The sequence below is a fragment of the Stenotrophomonas sp. YJH_SMC_101-4 genome (assembly GCF_059370395.1).
Window position 1 is genome coordinate 45,011 of record NZ_JCAFTP010000001.1, and the last position, 18,724, is coordinate 63,734.

Annotated in this window: 16 protein-coding genes; 12 read left to right on the forward strand and 4 right to left on the reverse strand. The window is 67.4% G+C overall.

The features are described 5' to 3' along the window. Positions 1 to 125: 125 nt before the first annotated feature. From AC5P8D_RS00190 to AC5P8D_RS00215, 6 genes are all read left to right on the forward strand, one after another. Complete coding sequence (locus tag AC5P8D_RS00190) at positions 126 to 2,186, forward strand: FimV/HubP family polar landmark protein (protein ID WP_495202983.1); 2,061 nt, start codon at positions 126 to 128, stop codon at positions 2,184 to 2,186. A gap of 26 nt (positions 2,187 to 2,212) precedes the next feature. After that, positions 2,213 to 2,575: a VOC family protein gene (locus AC5P8D_RS00195; protein ID WP_032952441.1), complete on the forward strand. Its 363-nt coding sequence runs from the start codon at positions 2,213 to 2,215 to the stop codon at positions 2,573 to 2,575. A gap of 32 nt (positions 2,576 to 2,607) precedes the next feature. Then, complete coding sequence (truA, locus tag AC5P8D_RS00200) at positions 2,608 to 3,378, forward strand: tRNA pseudouridine(38-40) synthase TruA (protein WP_010483055.1); 771 nt, start codon at positions 2,608 to 2,610, stop codon at positions 3,376 to 3,378. Further along, complete coding sequence (locus AC5P8D_RS00205) at positions 3,375 to 4,031, forward strand: phosphoribosylanthranilate isomerase (protein WP_010483057.1); 657 nt, start codon at positions 3,375 to 3,377, stop codon at positions 4,029 to 4,031. Before truA ends, AC5P8D_RS00205 begins: the two co-directional genes overlap by 4 nt. A 187-nt stretch (positions 4,032 to 4,218) precedes the next feature. Continuing rightward, a complete protein-coding gene (locus AC5P8D_RS00210; RefSeq protein WP_329759195.1) occupies positions 4,219 to 4,896 on the forward strand; it encodes a hypothetical protein in 678 nt (225 codons plus the stop codon). Between the two features lie 48 nt (positions 4,897 to 4,944). Next, complete coding sequence (locus tag AC5P8D_RS00215) at positions 4,945 to 6,801, forward strand: C40 family peptidase (RefSeq protein WP_329761056.1); 1,857 nt, start codon at positions 4,945 to 4,947, stop codon at positions 6,799 to 6,801. 48 nt (positions 6,802 to 6,849) lie between these two features. Here the strand turns inward: AC5P8D_RS00215 and AC5P8D_RS00220 are convergent, their stop codons facing one another. After that, entirely contained in the window at positions 6,850 to 7,737 is an 888-nt protein-coding gene (locus AC5P8D_RS00220; protein ID WP_019336661.1) for a LysR family transcriptional regulator, read from the reverse strand. A 96-nt stretch (positions 7,738 to 7,833) separates the two neighbouring features. On the opposite strand from AC5P8D_RS00220, the gene trpB reads away from it, so the two are divergent. The 5 genes from trpB to glmM all read left to right on the forward strand — a co-directional run bounded on the left by trpB (position 7,834) and on the right by glmM (position 12,988). Continuing rightward, the gene (gene trpB, locus AC5P8D_RS00225) at positions 7,834 to 9,051 is read left to right on the forward strand and encodes a tryptophan synthase subunit beta (protein WP_010483065.1); all 1,218 of its coding nucleotides are present in this window, start codon (positions 7,834 to 7,836) and stop codon (positions 9,049 to 9,051) included. Beyond that, positions 9,048 to 9,725 carry a hypothetical protein gene (locus AC5P8D_RS00230; protein WP_010483068.1) on the forward strand — a complete coding sequence of 226 codons (678 nt, stop codon included), beginning with the start codon at positions 9,048 to 9,050 and terminating at the stop codon, positions 9,723 to 9,725. The genes trpB and AC5P8D_RS00230 overlap by 4 nt, the downstream gene beginning before the upstream one ends. 1 nt (position 9,726) lies before the next feature. Beyond that, a complete protein-coding gene (gene trpA, locus AC5P8D_RS00235; protein ID WP_109814860.1) occupies positions 9,727 to 10,536 on the forward strand; it encodes a tryptophan synthase subunit alpha in 810 nt (269 codons plus the stop codon). A 215-nt stretch (positions 10,537 to 10,751) separates the two neighbouring features. Further along, positions 10,752 to 11,627, forward strand: a complete 876-nt coding sequence (gene accD, locus AC5P8D_RS00240; protein WP_005410473.1) for an acetyl-CoA carboxylase, carboxyltransferase subunit beta — start codon at positions 10,752 to 10,754, stop codon at positions 11,625 to 11,627. Beyond that, complete coding sequence (gene glmM / locus AC5P8D_RS00245; protein ID WP_495202984.1) at positions 11,627 to 12,988, forward strand: phosphoglucosamine mutase; 1,362 nt, start codon at positions 11,627 to 11,629, stop codon at positions 12,986 to 12,988. Before accD ends, glmM begins: the two co-directional genes overlap by 1 nt. Positions 12,989 to 13,066: 78 nt before the next feature. Here glmM and AC5P8D_RS00250 read toward each other — a convergent pair whose 3' ends face one another. The 3 genes from AC5P8D_RS00250 to AC5P8D_RS00260 are packed head-to-tail and all read right to left on the reverse strand — an operon-like array spanning position 13,067 to position 16,969. Continuing rightward, positions 13,067 to 13,924, reverse strand: a complete 858-nt coding sequence (locus AC5P8D_RS00250) for a polysaccharide deacetylase family protein (protein WP_010483075.1) — start codon at positions 13,922 to 13,924, stop codon at positions 13,067 to 13,069. Continuing rightward, complete coding sequence (locus AC5P8D_RS00255; RefSeq protein WP_029379853.1) at positions 13,917 to 15,062, reverse strand: glycosyltransferase family 4 protein; 1,146 nt, start codon at positions 15,060 to 15,062, stop codon at positions 13,917 to 13,919. The genes AC5P8D_RS00250 and AC5P8D_RS00255 overlap by 8 nt, the downstream gene beginning before the upstream one ends. A 20-nt stretch (positions 15,063 to 15,082) precedes the next feature. Further along, a complete protein-coding gene (locus AC5P8D_RS00260) occupies positions 15,083 to 16,969 on the reverse strand; it encodes a DUF3413 domain-containing protein (protein WP_049454948.1) in 1,887 nt (628 codons plus the stop codon). Positions 16,970 to 17,163: 194 nt separating this feature from the next. Between AC5P8D_RS00260 and AC5P8D_RS00265 the strand changes: the two genes are divergently transcribed. Beyond that, complete coding sequence (locus AC5P8D_RS00265; RefSeq protein ID WP_010483082.1) at positions 17,164 to 18,099, forward strand: isopenicillin N synthase family dioxygenase; 936 nt, start codon at positions 17,164 to 17,166, stop codon at positions 18,097 to 18,099. The last annotated feature ends 625 nt before the right edge of the window (positions 18,100 to 18,724 follow it).

Consider the following 18,724-nt stretch of genomic DNA (forward strand, 5'->3'; position numbering starts at 1 on the left):
AGGCCGGGCAATGTCCGGCCTTTTCTGTAGAGCCGAGCCTACGCTCGGCTCAGGCCATGTAGCGGAGCATGGGCTCGGCTCTACATGGGTGCGGACCCCGGTCCGCACGCTTTATAGTGTCGCCCATGAATAAACGGGCCAAGGGCGCAAAGCGCCCGCTCACCTATCTGTCCGCCGCACTGCTCGCCTTGGCCAGCAGTTCGGCGCTCGCCCTGGGGTTGGGTGACATCCGGGTCCTGTCCAAGCCGGGCCAGCCCCTGCTGGCTGAAATCCCGGTGGTCTCGGCCGATCCGTCCGAGCTGGAAAACCTGCGCGTGGCGCTTGCCTCACCGGTCACCTTCGAACGTGTCGGCCTGCAGCGGCCAACCGGACTGGTCAGTGAACTGCAGTTCGAACTGACCCGCGACACGCAGGGCAGGGCAGTGGTGCGCGTCACCTCGCAGGCGCCGGTGGAGACGCCGTCGCTGAGCTTCCTGATCGAAGCCGACTGGGGTCAGGGCCGCCTGGTGCGTGAGTACTCGGCGCTGGTCGATGCGCCGCCCAGTGCGCTGGCCGTGGCCGAGCCGGAGATCGTCGCACCGGCCGGCACGCTCTCCAATACCATCGTGCGCGAACCTGCACCGGCTTCGGCAACGGTGCCGGCAGCAGAGACGCCCACTACGCCGCCATCTGCGGTGGTGCCTGCACCGGCACGCCCGCGTGCGGCCTCCGCGCCGGTTGCTGCACCGGCGGCCGATGGCAGCATCACCGTGCAGCGCGGGCAGACCCTGTCGCAGATCGCCAGTGCAGTGGCACGTGGCAACCAGGTCAGTCGCGACCGCGCGATGATCGCCCTGCTGCGTGCCAATCCCGAAGCCTTCATCCGGGGCAACGTCAACCTGCTCAAGCAGGGGGCGGTGCTGCGCATGCCAGGCAGCGATGCGCTTGCTGCGGTCGACGCTGCCGAAGCGGCGACGCTCGTGCGCGAGCACGCTGCGCAATGGCGGCAGGCGCGTACCGTGCCGCAACCCGCGGGTACCGTCGCCCCGGTCGCCAAGGCCGCAACCACGAACGCTTCTTCCCCGCCTGCCGCCAACGGGGCACGACTTGAGATCGCTCCGGCGCTGGCGTCCGACGCCGCGCACGCGGGCACAACCACCGGCACCGCTGCCGGCAGCGAGGGTGACATGCTGGGCAACGAACAACTGCGCCAGGCGCGTGAGGACATCGCCACCCGCGATGCCGAGATCGGCGAGCTGAAGCAGCGCGTGGCCGACCTTGAGAAACTCAAGGAACAGCAGCAGTCGCTGATCGCGATGAAGGACAACGACCTGGCCGCCGCGCAGCAGCGCCTGGCGCAGGCACCGGATGCCCGCGATGCGGCAACGCCGTGGTACTGGCTGGGGCTGCCGGTACTGCTGCTGGCGGCGGGCGCGGCCTGGCTGCTGCGTCGTCGCAAGCCGTCGCCGCTGCCGCCGCTGCGTGAGGAAGACGATGCCGCCGGCCTGACCGCGGCGGTGCCGGCGGGTGCGGCGCTGGATACGCTGGCCGAGCAGTCCTCATGGTCGTCGGCTGTTGCCGACAATGGCCGCCAGGAACCGGCGATGCCCGCCTGGGCCACCGAAACCGAAGTGCATGACGTGGTGGTCGCCGAACCCGTTGCCGAGGACCTGGCGCGGGCCGGCTGGCAGACCGACACGCTGCGCGAGGAGGACGTGGTGGCATTGCCCGAAGCGGTGACCGATCTGCCGCGCTGGGACGATCCCGCAACCACCGGCGACGAGGGTGTCGTCGCCGAGCCGCTGCAGGACGAGCGCGTTGCACCGCAGGCGCCGGTCGAAGTGGTGGTGCCGGACTACGCACTGCATGCCGAACAGCAGCCGCAGTTCCGTGGCGTGTTCGATCTGCCGGCCGACGCGCATGAGAACGAGGCTCCGGTGGACGCCGCCCGTCGCGAAGCCATCGACGGCATCGATCATGGCGCCGTCGAGGCCTCTCATTCCGACGACATCGCGTCGAGCGCGGCTGCGCCTGCCGGCGACGCGGGCTGGTCGCCACGTGCCGGCCAGGAGCGCCTGGAACTGGCCATTGCCTACCTCGATCTGGGCGACGCACAGACCGCGCGCACCCTGTTGCTGGAAGTCGCTGAAGGCGGTGACCTGCACAGCCAGGCCCAGGCCCGCGAACTGCTGGGGCGCCTGCCGTGACCGAACCTGCCGACAAGGACCTTGCCATGAGCCGCGAACGCCGCATCGACTACGTTGAATTCGCGTCCAGCGACCCGGCCGCCAGCCGTGCCTTCTTCGAGAAGGTGTTCGACTGGTCGTTCGTCGACTACGGCAGCGACTACACGGCGTTCGACGATGGCCGCCTGCAGGGCGGCTTCTTCCGTGGCCAGCCGCAGCGGGCCAGCGACAGCGGTGCACCGCTGCTGGTGCTGTATGCCGACCAGTTGGCACCGGTCGAGGCCGCCGTGCGCGACGCCGGCGGCGAGATCGTGCGCCCGGTGTTCTCCTTCCCCGGTGGCAGCCGCTTCCAGTTCGTCGAGCCCGGTGGCAACGAACTGGCGGTCTGGTCCGAACGCGATCCGGCCTGAGCGCCGCCCCATCCGCAACATCGAGGTAGCACATGCGTTATGCGCTTGGCGTCGAGTACGACGGCAGCGATTTCAGAGGCTGGCAGAACCTGGGCGAGGGGGGGCCCAGCGTGCAGGCCAGCCTCGAGCAGGCCCTGTCATCGGTGGCTGATGCGCCGCTGCAGGTGGTCTGCGCCGGCCGCACCGATGCCGGCGTGCATGGCCAGTGCCAGGTCGTGCATTTCGATACCGACGTGGTGCGCGATCCGCGCGCCTGGATGCTCGGCACCACCACCCGCCTGCCGCGCTCGATCGCGGTGCGCTGGTGCGTGCCGGTGGCCGATGATTTCCACGCCCGCTTCTCCGCACGTGCGCGCCGCTACCGCTATCGGCTGCTCAACCGTGAGGTACGGCCGGCACTGGACCGGCAGACCCTGAGCTGGGAGCGCCGGGCGCTGGACGAGACCCTGATGCACGCCGCCGGCCAGGCCCTGCTTGGCGAGAACGACTTCAGCGCGTTCCGTTCGGTGCAGTGCCAGGCGCTGCATGCGCGGCGTGAACTGCAGTCGTTGCAGGTCAGCCGCGATGGCGAAGTGATCGAAGTCGCAGTACGTGGCAATGCATTTCTTCATCACATGGTCCGCAATATCGTCGGATCGTTGATCCTGGTGGGCAGCGGTGAAAAACCGGTGGAATGGATCGCCGAACTGCTGGCCGGGCGCGACCGCACCGTAGCTGGTCCCACCGCACCGCCGCAGGGCCTGGTGTTCCTTGGGCCCCTGTACCCCGACAACTGGCATCTGCCCGCCGAGGTCACGCTATGAGCCGTTCCTACTACCGTACGCGCATCAAGTTCTGTGGAATGACCCGTGCTGGCGACGTCCGCCTGGCCGGTGAGCTGGGCGTGGACGCAGTGGGTTTCATCTTTGCCCGCGAGAGCAGCCGCCGGGTCGCACCGGCTGAGGCCCGCGCGATGCGCCAGGCGATCGCACCGATGGTCGACGTGGTGGCGCTGTTCCGCAACAACAGCAAGGAAGAAGTGCGCGAGGTCCTGCGCACGGTGCGGCCGACCCTGCTGCAGTTCCACGGTGAGGAAGACGAGAGCTTCTGCCGCAGCTTCAACATGCCTTACCTGAAGGCGATCGCCATGGGGGGCCGTGAAGAGGTCAACGCCCGCACCCTGCAGCTACGCTATCCCAGCGCTGCCGGCTTCCTGTTCGACAGCCACGCCCCGGGTGGTGGCGGCGGCACCGGCGTGGCATTCGACTGGGGCCGCGTTCCGACCGGATTGCACCGGCCGTTCCTGCTGGCCGGTGGCCTGAACCCGGAAAATGTCTACGACGCCGTGCTGGCGACGCTGCCGTGGGGCGTGGACGTCTCCAGTGGCATCGAACTGGAGCCGGGCATCAAGGACGGCTACAGGATGCGCACCTTCGTCGAGGAAGTGCGTCGCGCGGATTGCACCGTTCTGGAGTGATCCGCGTCACCTTGGTGTGATGGGAGTCACGCTTCCGGGCAATTCAGGTTCCAGCGCCAAAAAGTCGACACCCCCCGAACATCTGATCGGACACAATGCGCCCAGCCTTAGCTGGCCGGGTGTGATGCCGTGTGCGTGTCGCTGGCCGCACCCTTGAGATATGCCCTACCTTTCGAACGAGGACGCAATGGATATGCCCCATCTTTCTTCCCACCGTCTCCGCCTGGCCCGCCTGACGCTCGTGCCCGGCCTGCTGCTCGCCTTGGGCGCATGTGCGGCCGGTGACTCATCCGTCCCGACAGCGTCGGCACCGGCCGCTACAGCACCGGCGGCCGCACCTGCCGCAGCGCCGGCCACGGCTCCGGCTGCCGACGGCCTGGCTGCGCTGATCCAGGCCAGTGGCGTGAAATGCAGCAACGCCAGTACGGGCAGCGGCTGCACGGCCGGTGATGTGGACAGCGGCGATTTCTACGATGTTGAACTGTCGCCGGACTGTGGCGACCAGGGTTTCTTCGCCGGCGTAGCCGACGCCAAAGGCGTGGAAACGTTGAATGCGGTGCCATCCACCGGCAGCAAGGCCAGCGTGACCGCGAAGCTGTCGAAGGGGCAGCTGGTCTGCGTGCAGGGCATCGGGCGCACCGGACAGAATCCCCTGTTCTATTACGTCGTTGCGGTTCCCGCCGCGACGGTCGGCAAGTGCAAGGGCAACACGTTGTGTGACACCTATGGCGACAGGCCGATCACTGGCTTGGCCAGCACAGGGGGCGAGGCCTGCCATGCGGCGGCGCCGGGACGTTACGCCGGGAACTGCGCACAGGGCTGGGTCAGTGCGGACGTGCTCGACGTGTTTTCCAACGGAATGTAATCACCGCCAGGGGAGCGGTCCAATCAACCACTGGCAAAGGAACAGCTCATGTCGGATCCAAAAATCACCCGGCTGGTCAGCAGCGTAGGTACCACGCGCACGCTGGAAATGGACGATGGCAGTGTCATCGAACGATCAGGTGGCAGCGTCTCGTGGCGCAACAACAATCCTGGCAATCTCAAGTTTGAATTCGCCGGCAGCGCGGACAAGACGGTGACCAATCCGCGTACCCGCGAGCAGGCGCTGGAATCGGCGCAGGGGCGCTACAAGGGCGTGGTCGATCTCGACCAATGGGGCAACGCGGTCTTCGAAAGCTATGAAGCGGGCCGGGTGGCGAAGATCCAGCTGCTCGAACGCCGGTTCGGCGACAAGACCGTGGAGGAAATGCTGCCGAGCTACTCCACGAAGGATTACAGCGGCACCACCCACCACAAGGAGCAGGCGGCCACCATCTATGCCGAAGGCGATCGCCAGGGTGTCGATCTGCGTTCGAAGACCGTCGGCCAGATGAGCGTGCGCGAGCGTGAAGTGCTGGCCGACGGCATTCGCCGTTTCGAGGGCTGGCAGCCGGGTGAGGTTGCCACGCAGCAGCCACCCACGCGCACACAGGCGGCCACGCCCGTGCAGGCCCAGGCCCAAACGCAGGTACAGATGCCTTCGGCAGCTGCGCCCGCGGCGGGCCAGGCCGCGGCTGCAGTCGGCAGTGCCGCGCTCTACAACGAGGCCTATCAGCATTTCATGGCCTCGGGCCGCCAGTACGAATACGGGCGCCCCGACCATCCGCGTCCCGGTCGCGACAGCAGCCGGCTGGAGCGTGATCTCGATGGTGACGGACGCTTGGGCGTGGATTGCTCGGCATTCGTATGGCGTGGCCTGAAGAACGCGGGTTACGACGTGCGTGGCGAGAACGCCGCAGGGTTCACTACCTCGACGCTGTTCAATGGCGCGAACACGACCGCTTACGCACGCGAGCATTTCGACGTGACCTCGGCTGCCGAAGCACGCAAGCCGAACGGATCGCTGAAGCAGGGCGACATCCTGATGTTCTCCTCGTCGCAGGGCCAGCATGTCGGTATTTTCAAAGGCTACGACGCGCAGGGAAACATCCAGTTCATCGGTTCGCAGGGAAGCACGGGGCCGGCCGAAGTCACCATCCGGCCGGGCGGGTACTGGGATGGCGGAAGCACCCGCATCGTTGGTGCGCTGACACCGAAGCCGGAATTCCAGGTGCGCGCGCCGCTGCATGGCAATGGCGAACCTGCGCTGTCCCGGCCTGGCGCCACCGTGCAGCCGGCTGCATCACACCCTGCGGCCAGCGAGGTGATGAAGCAGGGGCAGCGTGGCACCGACGTGCAGGCGTTGCAGCAGACCCTCAATCAGCTCGGCGTGCGTGATGCGCAGGGCCATCGGTTGTCGGAGGATGGCCGTTTCGGTGACCACACCCGCGAAGCGGTGATCGCGTTCCAGAAGCAGCAGGGGCTGGCGGCCGATGGAATTGTCGGTCGCCAGACCACTGCCGCACTGGCGGCGGGCCGTGCGCAGGGCCATGAACCTGCAGCGGCTGCGCCGAAGGGGCCGTCGCTGAACGATGCATCGCATCCGGACCACGCACTGCACAACGCCGTCCGCAGCAAGCTTCCCAGCGTGTTTTCCGAAGAGGCTGCGGCCAATATCACCCTGCATGCAAAGCAGAACGGTATCGACGCGGCCGACAAGCTGCAGAGCATCACGGTGCAGGATGGCAAGGCGTTCGTGATGGGCACGACGCCGGGCTTCCGCACCGCTGTCGATCTGGCCCAGGCGCCGCCGTCGCTGGAGCAGACCAGTGCCAAGCTGCTGGCAGATCCCTCGCACCAGCAGCAGGTGCATGAGGAGCAGCAGCGGGTCTCGATGGGCGGTCGCTGAGGCCTGCGTTGCCGGCTCCGGGAGGTGAATGCCGCCCGGGGCCTCGTCTCATCGCAGTTGCGCTGCTGCCCACTCGGCCAGGGCGTCCACCCGTGCATCGGCCGGGCCATCCGGCCGTGCCAGCACCCAGAAGCCGCCGGTGGCGGCAAACCCCCACGGTGCGACCAGCCGGCCTGCTGCCAGATCTTCGGCTACCAGCGGCTCGGGCGCGATCGCCGGGCCCAGCCCGGCGACTGCTGCTTCCAGCAGGTAATAGAGATGTTCGAAAGCGGTGCCCAGCTGCAGCTTTGCTGGGTCCAGGCGATGTGCCTGCGCCCATGCCGGCCACGCCTGTGGCCGCGAGCTGGTGTGCAGCACTGTTTCCTGCAGCAGTGCCGAGGGCGGTGCCTGCCGCAGGCGCTGCGCCGCCGGATGTGACGGGGCCACCACCACGCCCACCCGCTCCGGTGCCAGCTCGCGGACCTGCCAGCCCCGTGGCCACGGACCCTGCGCCAGCAGCAGCACGGCGTCCAGCGCCGCCTGTGCTTCGGTGAAGCTGCCATCCAGCGCCGACCACTGCAGGCGCACGCCGGGCAGGGCGGCCTGCAGCACGGGCAGGCGCGGAATCATCCAGCGCGCCAGTACGCTGCCGCTGCAGCCCAGTACCAGTGCTGGGGAGGCCGCTGGCCGGCGCAGTTCGCGCACGCAGTCCTCGATCCCGCCGAAGGCCTCGCTGCACGCCGCCTGCAGGCGGGTGCCAGCCGCTGTCAGGCGCAGCCCGCGGCCGGCACGCTGGAACAGTGCCAGGCCCAGGTGATCCTCCAGCAGCTTCAGTTGCCGACTGACCGCACCGTGGGTGACGTGCAGGTCCTGTGCGGCGCGGCCCACGCCACCGAGGCGTGCGGTGGCCTCGAACGCGCGCAGTGCATTGAGCGGCGGAAGCAGGGAACGGCTCATGTGAGATTTCCTGACGATATGCGCCAGATAATATCCATTTTCCGGTCACGACCCGTGCGCTAGAGTATCCACCTGTCTGAACCACCGGTCGTATCCATGTCTGCCTCCCCCATTGCCGACTACCACGCCTTCCCGGATGCCCAGGGCCACTTCGGCCGCTACGGCGGCAGCTTCGTTGCCGAAACCCTGGTCGGCCCGCTGCAGGAACTGGCCCAGGCCTATGACCAGGCCCGCCAGGACCCCGAATTCCAGGCGGCCTATGACCGCGACCTGGCGCATTATGTGGGCCGGCCGAGCCCGATCTATCACGCCCAGCGCCTGAGCGATCACGTCGGCGGCGCGCAGATCCTGCTCAAGCGCGAGGACCTGAACCACACCGGCGCGCACAAGATCAACAACACCATCGGCCAGGCGCTGCTGGCCGCGCGCATGGGCAAGAAGCGCATCATTGCCGAGACCGGTGCCGGCCAGCATGGCGTGGCCAGTGCCACGGTTGCCGCGCGCCTGGGCCTGGAATGCGTGGTGTACATGGGCGCCACCGACATCGAGCGGCAGAAGATCAACGTCTACCGCATGAAGCTGCTGGGCGCGACGGTGGTACCGGTCACTTCCGGCTCGGCCACCCTGAAGGACGCGCTCAACGAAGCGATGCGCGACTGGGTGACCAACGTGCAGGACACCTTCTACATCATCGGCACCGTGGCCGGCCCCGATCCGTACCCGCGCATGGTGCGTGACTTCAACGCCATCGTCGGCCGCGAAGCGCGTGAGCAGATGCTGGCCGAATACGGTCGCCTGCCCGATGCGATCACCGCCTGCGTGGGCGGTGGCAGCAATGCCATCGGCCTGTTCCATGCTTTCCTCAACGATCGCCAGGTCGATATCGTCGGCGCCGAAGCTGCCGGTGATGGCATCAGCACCGGTCGCCATGCCGCCTCCATCGCGGCGGGTCGCCCCGGCGTGCTGCACGGCAACCGCACCTATGTGCTGTGCGACGACGACGGCCAGATCATCGAGACCCACTCGGTGTCGGCCGGCCTGGACTACCCGGGCGTCGGCCCGGAGCACGCATTCCTGGCCGATACCGGTCGTGCACGGTACCTCGGCATCACTGACGAGGAAGCGCTGCAGGCTTTCCACCTGCTGGCGCACACCGAAGGCATCCTGCCGGCACTGGAATCCAGCCATGCGCTGGCGCAGGCGATCAAGCTGGCGCGTGAGCGTCCGCGTGACCAGATCGTGCTCTGCAATCTGTCCGGCCGTGGCGACAAGGACGTGCATACCATCGCCGCGCGCGAAGGGCTGGTGCTGTGAGCGCGCTGCTGCGGAACAGTGGCGTGCTGCTGCTGGCACTGGGGTTGGCCGCGTGCCAGCCGCCGGAGCCGCCGGTGCTGGCACCGGCCGCCAAGGCCACCACGCAGCCTGTGCAGCAGGCTGCCAACGATGATCTTGACCCGATGGCGCGTACGCCCATTGTCGATGCCCCCTCCGAAGAAGGGACGAGCGGCGATGACGCGCCTGCGGTGGCTTCGGTGGCACTGGACCATGCCGGTGACGTGCTGGTTGGCCAGCACATGACTGACCTGAAGGCGCTGGGTCCCTGGAAGGCGCAGGGCGCGAAGGAATTCTTCGAAGGCGACTGCGAGTACTACGACGGCAAGGGGCTGCCGCCGGGCGTGTCGATGATGACCGACGACGACCGCGTGGTCCGTTTTGATCTTAAGCCGGGCGATGAGCCGGAACTGCCGGTCGAACAGCCGGGGCCGTTCGGCCTGCGCATCGGCATGACCCGAGCCCAGGCCATGGCCCAGTTCCCGAAACCGCCGGTGTCCAGCCCGCATGCCTACGACGGTGACCAGGGCGAGTACCTCACCTGGCAGGACCCGGGTTCGGACCTGGGCATCCGCCTGGAACTGTTTGAAGGGAAGGTCACCCGGATGTACTGGGGGACCAGCGATGCGATTGAACTGATTGAAGGATGTGCCTGAGATGCCTGTATCCCGACTCGATGCCTGTTTCCAGCGACTGCGCGAGCAGCAGCGCAAGGCGCTGATTCCCTTCATCACTGCCGGTGATCCCTCGCTGGAGGCCACCGTGCCGGTCATGCATGCACTGGTCGATGCCGGCGCCGATGTGATCGAACTGGGCGTGCCGTTCTCCGACCCGATGGCCGATGGCCCGACCATCCAGCGCAGCTCCGAACGTGCACTGGCACGCGGGGCGGGCAGCCGCTACGTGCTGCAGGCCGTGGCGCAGTTCCGAGAGCGTGACGCGCAGACGCCGGTAGTACTGATGGGCTACCTGAACCCGGTGGAGATCCACGGCTACGCCGCCTTCGCCAAGGCGGCCGTGGAGGCCGGTGTGGATGGTGTGCTGCTGGTCGACCTGCCGCCGGAAGAAGCCGGTGAAGCGCAGCAGGCTTTCGATGCGGCCGGCCTGGCGCTGGTGCTGCTGGCCTCGCCGACCACCAGCGAGGCACGTGCCGACAAGCTGCTGGCGCTGGCCCGTGGCTATCTCTATTACGTCAGCTTTGCCGGTGTCACCGGCGCGTCCGAGCGGCTGGACAGTGATGCTGCCAGCGCCCGCCTGCAGGCCCTGCGTGCGCGCGCTTCGGTACCGGTGGTGGCTGGCTTCGGCATCAAGGATGCGGCCAGTGCGGCGGCGATGGCGCGCCAGGCCGATGGCGTGGTGGTCGGCAGTGCACTGGTGGCGGTGCTGGCCGAAGCGGGCTCGGCTGAAGAGGCCGAGCAGCGCGCTGGAGCCTTCCTGGCCCCGCTGCGGCAGGCGCTGGATGCGTAACGGTGGTGCCGGCCGCTGGCCGGCATCCTCCTGGCGGCTCGCATGCAAGGGCTGCCGGCCAGCGGCCGGCACGACCCAGCACCTAAACGTACGTCCCAGCATGGTTTTTTCAGGCTGCCCCGTGGCCGGCAAGGGGGTGCACGGGCGGGGAAAGCGGAGCTAGACTGTCCGCCTTTGCGGCCCTTGGGCCGCCCTGAACGGAAGTGTCCTCCCGCATGAGTTGGCTCAGCAAGTTGATGCCGTCCGGCATCCGCACCGACAACACCCCCAGCAAGAAGCGCAGTGTCCCCGAGGGCCTGTGGGAAAAGTGCAGCAATTGCGGCAGCGCGTTGTACCGTCCGGAACTGGAAGAGAATCTGGAGGTCTGCCCGAAGTGCGGCCACCACATGGCGATCCGCGCGCGCGCGCGCCTGGCCGCCCTGTTCGACGCCGACAGCACCACCGAGATCGGTGCGCGCCTGGGGCCGACCGACCTGCTCAAGTTCAAGGACCAGAAGAAGTACAGCGAGCGCATCAAGATCGCGCAGAAGAACACCGGCGAATATGACGCGCTGATCGCCATGCGCGGCCTGCTCAAGGGCCGTGCGCTGGTGGCCTCGTCGTTCGACTTCGCCTTCATGGGCGGCTCGATGGGCTCGGTGGTGGGGGAGCGTTTCGCGCTGGCCGCCGAAACCGCAGTCGAGATCGGTGCCCCGTATGTGTGCTTCTCGCAGAGTGGCGGCGCGCGCATGCAGGAAGGCCTGTTCTCGCTGATGCAGATGGCCAAGACCTCGGCCGCGCTGGGCAAGCTGCGTGAAGCTGGCCTGCCGTACATCTCGGTGCTGACCCACCCGACCACCGGTGGCGTATCGGCCTCGTTCGCAATGCTGGGCGACATCAACATCGCCGAACCGCAGGCGCTGATCGGCTTCGCCGGCCCGCGCGTGATCGAGCAGACCGTGCGCGAGAAGCTGCCGGAAGGCTTCCAGCGTTCGGAGTTCCTGCTGGAGCACGGTGCCATCGACCAGATCTGCGACCGCCGCGAGATGCGCGACCGCCTGTCCGATCTGCTGGCGATGCTGGGCCGTCAGCCGGCGCCGGAGGTGGCTTGATGGGAGGCCGCAAGTACTTCGGTACTGATGGCATCCGTGGGCGGGTCGGCCAGGGCGTGATCTCGGCCGACTTCGTGCTGCGCCTGGGCAACGCCCTGGGCCGTGTCCTGGTCGCCCAGCGCGGCCAGGACGGGCGCAGGCCGATCGTGGTGATCGGCAAGGACACCCGCATTTCCGGTTACATGTTCGAAGCGGCTCTGGAAGCAGGCCTGGTGACCGCCGGTGCCGACGTGCAGCTGCTCGGCCCGATGCCGACCCCGGCGGTGGCATTCCTGACCCGTACGCTGGGTGTGGACGCCGGCATCGTCATCAGCGCCTCGCACAACCCGCATTACGACAACGGCATCAAGTTCTTCTCCGCCCAGGGCGAGAAACTCGACGACGCCACCGAACTGGCCCTGGAAGCGGCGCTGGACATTCCGTTCACCACCGCCGAATCGGAGAAGCTGGGCAAGGCGTCGCGCGCGCGCGAGGCGGTCGGCCGCTACATCGAGTTCTGCAAGGCCAGCGTGCCGCGCGCGTTCGACCTGCGTGGCGTGCGCCTGGTGCTGGATTGCGCACACGGCGCCACCTACCAGATCGCACCGCTGCTGTTCCGCGAACTGGGTGCCGAAGTGATCGGCATCGGGGCCGAGCCCAATGGCGTCAACATCAACGCCGGCGTGGGCTCCACCCATATCGACAACCTGGCGGCCAAGGTCCGCGAGACCCGCGCCGATCTTGGCATCGCCTTCGATGGTGATGGCGACCGTGTGCTGATGGCCGACGACCAGGGCAACCCGGTCGACGGCGATGACCTGCTGTACATCCTGGCCCGCGCCTGGAAGGACGAAGGCCGCCTGCGCGGCCCGGTGGTCGGCACGCTGATGAGCAACTACGGTGTGGAGAAGGCCTTCGCCGATCTGCAGATCCCGTTCGTGCGCAGCAACGTCGGTGACCGCTACGTGCACCAGGCATTGGTCGAGGGCGGTGGTGTACTCGGTGGCGAAGCCTCGGGCCACTTGCTGTGCCTGGACCGGGCCACCACCGGCGATGGCATTGTCAGCGCCCTGCAGGTGCTGGTCGCGCTGCGCAACAGTGGGCAGACCCTGCGCCAGGCACTGAAGGGCCTGGTACGGGTGCCGCAGAAGACCGTCAACGTGCGCCTGGGCAATGTCTCGGCCAAGGCCACGGTGCAGTCTGAAAGCGTGCAGTCCGCGCTGGCTGTGGCGCAGCAGGCCGTAGCCGGCCGTGGCCGCGCGTTCCTGCGTCCGTCCGGTACCGAGCCGGTGGTGCGGGTCACCGTGGAGGCCGATGACGCCACGCTGATGCAGCAGACGCTGGACCGCTTGTCCGCTGCGGTGCGTGAAGCCGCCAGTTGAGGCGCCTGCCCGTCGGTACAGGAAAAACGCCCCGGAATTCCGGGGCGTTTTGTGTTTGCGGGCAGGGCTGTGTCGCGCCTACGGCCCCGGCACCATCTTTTTCTGGCGTGCCTTGAACCCATTGAACAGCGGCGCGATCAGCGGGTTGTAACTCAGGCGGATGCGCTTGCGCAGCCAGTTGGCCGGCCGGTTGCGGATCGCGAAACGATAGATGCGTTCCGGGTCGCCGCCGATCACGTTGCGGCCGAACGGATGGGTGGTGTGCAGGTAGCGGAAGCCCTGCTCGCGCGCCACTTCGATGTGATCCTGGTCGAAATCACCGTACGGCCAGCACAGCGTATCGGACACGTCGCCGAGCTTGTCCTGCAGGACTTCGCGCGAGATCGCCAGATCCCGGCTGAGGCCTGCGCGGCGCTGCGCACGGTCCAGATCGTCGCGGCGCAGCCAGCGGGTATGGGTATGGGTGTGGCAATGCACTTCGAAGGTGCCGGCGGCGATGGCCGCACGTGCTTCGCTCCAGCGCATCATCACATCGTCACTGCGGTCCTGCTCGTAGATCGCGGCTTCGCAGCCACGATGGTCCGGCGTCGGCGGCAGCGTCGCCCCGGCAATGCCCGCGTGCGGACGTTCCGGGCCTTCGCCCATCCAGCCGGTGACCACGAACACCACCGCATGCATGCCGTACTTCTGCAGGATCGGATGGGCATACACCCAGTTGTCGAGGTAGCCATCGTCGAAGGTGATGACGATCGACCTGCGCGGCACCGGCTTGCCGGCCAGGAAGCCTGCGTACTGGTCCAGCGTCAGTGAGGTCCAGCCATTGCCTGCCAGCCACGCGATCTGGCTTTCGAAGTTTTCCGGCGACACGGTGATCATGCCCGGCGAGGGGCTGACATGGTGGTGCATCAGCACCGGAACGGTTCGCGCATCAGCCATGTCCCAGCTCCTTCAGCCACTGGTGGTAGTAGTGTTCGGTGGCTTCACCGTGGCCGTCCGGCGTGAAGCGATGTGCGCCGTGCATCCAGTCCCAGCCAGCGCGCCCCATCTGCCGCCGCCGTTCCGGGTCGTCCACCAGCAGGCGCAATGCACCTGTCAGGGCGGCATTGTCACCCAAACGGGTGAGGATCGCATTGCTGCCATCGACCACCATCTCCGGCACGCCACCCACTCGCGTGGCCACGATCGGTACGCCCACGTAAGCCGCTTCCAGGAACACGGTGCCGGCTGCTTCCTTGTGCGAGGCCAGTGCGAAGATGTCGAAGCCGGCCATCAGCCGGCAGGCTCCATCGCGGTAGCCGAGCAGGTGCACCTGGCGCTGCAGCCCGTGCTCGGCGCACATCGCCTGCAGTCGTTCCGTCACGGCCTGGCCATCGCCGACGATCACCAGGTGCAGGTCCGGGTTGGCCTTGCACAACGGCACCATCGCCTGCAGCAGGTCGGCGTGGCCCTTGGGCTCGCGCAGCACCGCCACGCAGCCGACCACGATGTCCTGTTCGCCGAAGCCGAGCTCGGCACGTACTTGCGTGCGCACCTCCTGCAGGCACTGCCAGGGATCGGCCTTGCGGATCTCGCTCCAGCGCGGCGGAACCGCGATCGGCGGCACGATGCCGATGCGTTCGGTCGGAATGCCGCGGTCGGCCAGCAGCTGCTTGACGAAGCTGCTGACGGTCAATACCCGGTGTGGAAGCCCGGTATAGGTCAGCAGCGAATTGACCGGGCTCATCAGATGGCGCGAGCGCACCACCAGCGGCGTGCCGCCCAGGCGTGCACCGGCGGCGGCGATCAGCGCATCGCGGCGGCTGGTGGTATTGACCACGTCGTAATGTTCGCGGCGCACCAGTCGCGATACCGACCACACGCCACGCAGCAGGCGCGCCAGGCCTCCCATGCGCAGCGTATGCACGGTGAAACCGTCATCGCGTGCCAGTGTGGCCAGGCGCGCATCGGGCTGGCACAGCAACGACACCTCATGGCCACGCGCGCGCATCACCTGCATGTGCCGGAAGATGTAGATCTCCTGCCCGCCCATTCCCTTGGCGGCTTCGGTATGCAGGATGCGCAGCGGACGGTTCATGCAGGATCGGCCCTTGAAAATCAGCGGTTGCGGAAGCGGGTCAGCGCTTCCCATGCGGAGCGGATGGCGGCGGCGTCCGGAGCCTGCTGCGGCAGCGGGCGGTAGTGCCGGTCGAGCGCGGTGGCGTTGCCGAACTTGTCGAATACGTAGATGGCATCGCCATGGCGTACCGCGCGCTGCGACCAGCTCTCCACCACCAGCGCACGTTTGCCGGTGGTGGGTGCCGCCAGCAGGTCCTGGCCAGTACTGAAGTCGCTCAATGCGTTCTCGCAGCCCAGTGCGTGGCGCATCAACGTCGGCACCCAGTCCTCATGCGAACTGGTGCGCGCCTCATGGCCGCTGGCCTGGCCGGGCCAGTGCAGCACGAACGGCACCTGCAACTGGTAGTCGGAAAAATTGCCGTTGTGGCCCCAGTAGTTCAGCTTGAGGTCGTTGAACTCTTCGGCATGGTCACCGGTGACCAGCACGATGGTGTCGTCGGCCAGGCCTTGCGCGCGAAGGTCGTCCAGCAGCGAGCCGATCAGGCTGTCGGCGTAGTGCACGGCGGTGTGGTAGCGATTGAGCTCCGGCGTCGGGTCGTGGTCCGGTCCGAAGGACAGGAAGTCGATCTCCTTGGCCATCGGTGTGGCCACCGGCGGGTAGCCGGTGGGCAGGTGGTAGCCGGCGTGGGTGGAGTCGAGGAACACGAAGCCGAACCACGGGCGCTGCGCGGCCTGGCTGGTGCGGATGTCGGTCTGCAGTGCGGCGACGATGGCTGCGTCACGCTTGTCGGGCGTCAGGGCGGAGGGGCCCTGGTGCAGCTGGTCGCGCACGTCGGCGAAGGCCGTGCGATCGAACTCCGGGCTGTACAGCGGTGCACTGCCGTACAGGTGCAGGTCGTAGCCCTGCTGGCCCAGCACCTGGAACAGCTGCGAGCCGCGCTGTTCGTCCAGCATGCTCTGCCAGTAGCCGCCGGGGAGGCCGTAGAGCAGGCCGAACAGGCCGTAGCGGGTGGCATTGCCGGTGCTGAAATGCTGGTCGTACACGCGCGCGGTCCGGGCCAGTGCCGTCGTGTTGGGCATCAGCTCGGGGGTCATGGCGTCCTGACGCAGCGACTCCAGCACCACCATCAGCACATTCGGCCGGTGTGGGTTCTGGCAGCGCAGGGGGTGCAGCGGATACAGCAGCTGCGCATGGCGCGGGTCGGGCAGGCCGGCCTGCTGTTCGCTGATGACCCCGAGCCTGCGCATGAAGCTCTTGGCGGTGATCGGCTGTGCCCAGGGCAGGTAGTTCCACTGGGCGATGACGTCGCGGTCGCCGCGGGCATCGTAGTAGGCCGTGGCGACCTGGCCGCCCGCCATCAGCAGTGCAACCACGGCCCAGGCCTGCAGGACCCGGCGGCGGCGCGGCGGGGCAGGCAGCAGCTTCCAGCAGGCCCAGGCCAACAAGCCTTCGGCAGCGAAGATGGCGGCCACCAGCAGTCCGGCCTGCAGCCAGGTTTTCCACGACAACGCGACCTGGTCCTGCAGCGCACCGCCGAACACCATGTTCACGACCATGGCATTGAGGTGGAACCGATACAGAGTGAAAACCTTCGCATCAACCAGCAACAGGCACAGCCACAGGCCCTGCAGCAGCACGGCGCTGATGCTCAGCGTGCGTGCGCTGCGCGGCCACAGGCCCAGCAGCAGAGGCAGCAGGCCGGCAAGGGCGCCGAAGGCCAGCAGGTGGCCGGGCAGGGCGACGGCCAGATAGGCCAGGCCCACGCTGCCACCCGGGTTGTCGGCCAACGGCACGTTGCCGAGCGTGATCGCCATGGCCAGCAATGCGTTGCCGGCCACGAACAGCGACCACCAGGCCAGTCGTCGCCAATGGCGTGCCGGGCCGGAGGGCAGGGAGGTGTCGGCAGAAGGAGCAGCAGGACGCATGAAGGACGGAGGGGGCAGGTGGAACAGGGCGGGAGTCCCGGTTGTGACGGAATCGTTAATCCGCGCGCGGGTTGCGCATTGTATCGGTTTGTTTCTTCGTATCGAGTGGCGTCCCCGGGGCGATCTGTCACAATGTTCAGGTGGGCCATGAATGCGCTGGCCCTCCCAGACCCAACGACAAGCCAGGAACCGCTGTGAGCCAGATCCCCACCCTCGACATCACCCGTTTTGACAGCGACCGCGAGGCCTTCGTGGCCGAGCTGGGCGCGGCCTACCGCCAATGGGGATTCGCGGGCATCCGCAACCACGGCATCCCGCAGGCCGACATCGACGCTGCCTACGATGCCTTCAAGGCCTTCTTTGCCCTGCCGGAGGAGGTCAAGCGCAAGTACCACGTGGCCGGCAGCGGCGGCGCCCGCGGCTATACCCCCTTCGGCGTGGAGACCGCCAAGGGCTCCAAGCACTTCGACCTGAAGGAGTTCTGGCACATCGGTCGCGAGATCGCCGACGACTCCAAGTATCGTGACGTGATGGCGCCGAACCTGTGGCCGACCGAGGTCGAGGGCTTCCGTGAGCGCGGTTACGGGCTGTACCAGGCGCTGGATAATCTGGGTTCGCGCGTGCTGTCGGCGCTGGCCCTGCACATCGGCCTGCCGGAAGACTTCTTCGCCGACAAGACCAACTTCGGCAATTCGATCCTGCGCCCGATCCATTACCCGCCGATCACCACCGACGACATCCCGAACGTGCGTGCCGGTGCCCATGGCGACATCAACTTCATCACCCTGCTGGTCGGTGCCAGCGCCGCGGGCCTGGAAGTGCAGTCGCATGAGGGCGAGTGGGTGCCGTTTACGTCAGACGCGGACACGATCGTGGTCAACATCGGCGACATGCTGCAGCGCCTGACCAACCACGTGTATCCGTCGACGATCCACCGTGTGGTCAATCCTCCGGGTGAGCTTGCGCGCCAGCCGCGCTACTCGGTGCCGTTCTTCCTGCACCCGAACCCGGACTTCCTGATCGACGTGCTGCCGTCCTGCATCACCCCGGAGAACCCGAGCCGGTACCCGGAGGCGATCACCGCCCACGGCTTCCTCGAGGAACGCCTGCGCGAGATCAAGCTGAAGTAAAGAGAAGTGAGGCCGCCGAAAGGCGGCCTTCTTCTTTGCAGGGTTGCACCCTGCACCCGCAGAGGCCGAAGCCAAAGCCAAGGCCCAAAGCCAAATCGGCTCTGGGTTTCTGCGTGTTGGGCGGGGCGGTGTGGGTTGGCAGGACACGCCGTGAACCCGTCCCTGGGGGCTCGATGGCGCCATCCATGGCGCCAACGGTCCTGCCAGCCCACACCGCCCCGCCTTCGACGGATTCCCGGTGACGGTGGGTAGGTGTCGACCTTGGTCGACACAGTAGATCCACGCCATGCGTGGATGAGATCTGTCAGATCGAAGCGGGGTAGGGGGCTGGTCCAGCCCGGCAGCCACCCGCAATGCCGCTTTTGCTTTTGATCTTCTTTTTCTTTCCGTGGCGGGCGGAACCGCCGGAATGTGTCAGAGGCCGGGCGGGTGGGGATGGCGGGGGTGTCCGCGGCATGGATGCCGCGGCCAAGCCCCCAGGGACGGGTTTACGGCGTCCCCCGCCATCCCCACCCGCCCGGCCAAGCCCGCCAATCCAACCGGGCTTTCCGCGACCAACCCAACCAAACTCCCGCCACGAGGGGCTGCGCCGTTGGCTGAAAATCCATGTAACCGCTTACAAGGA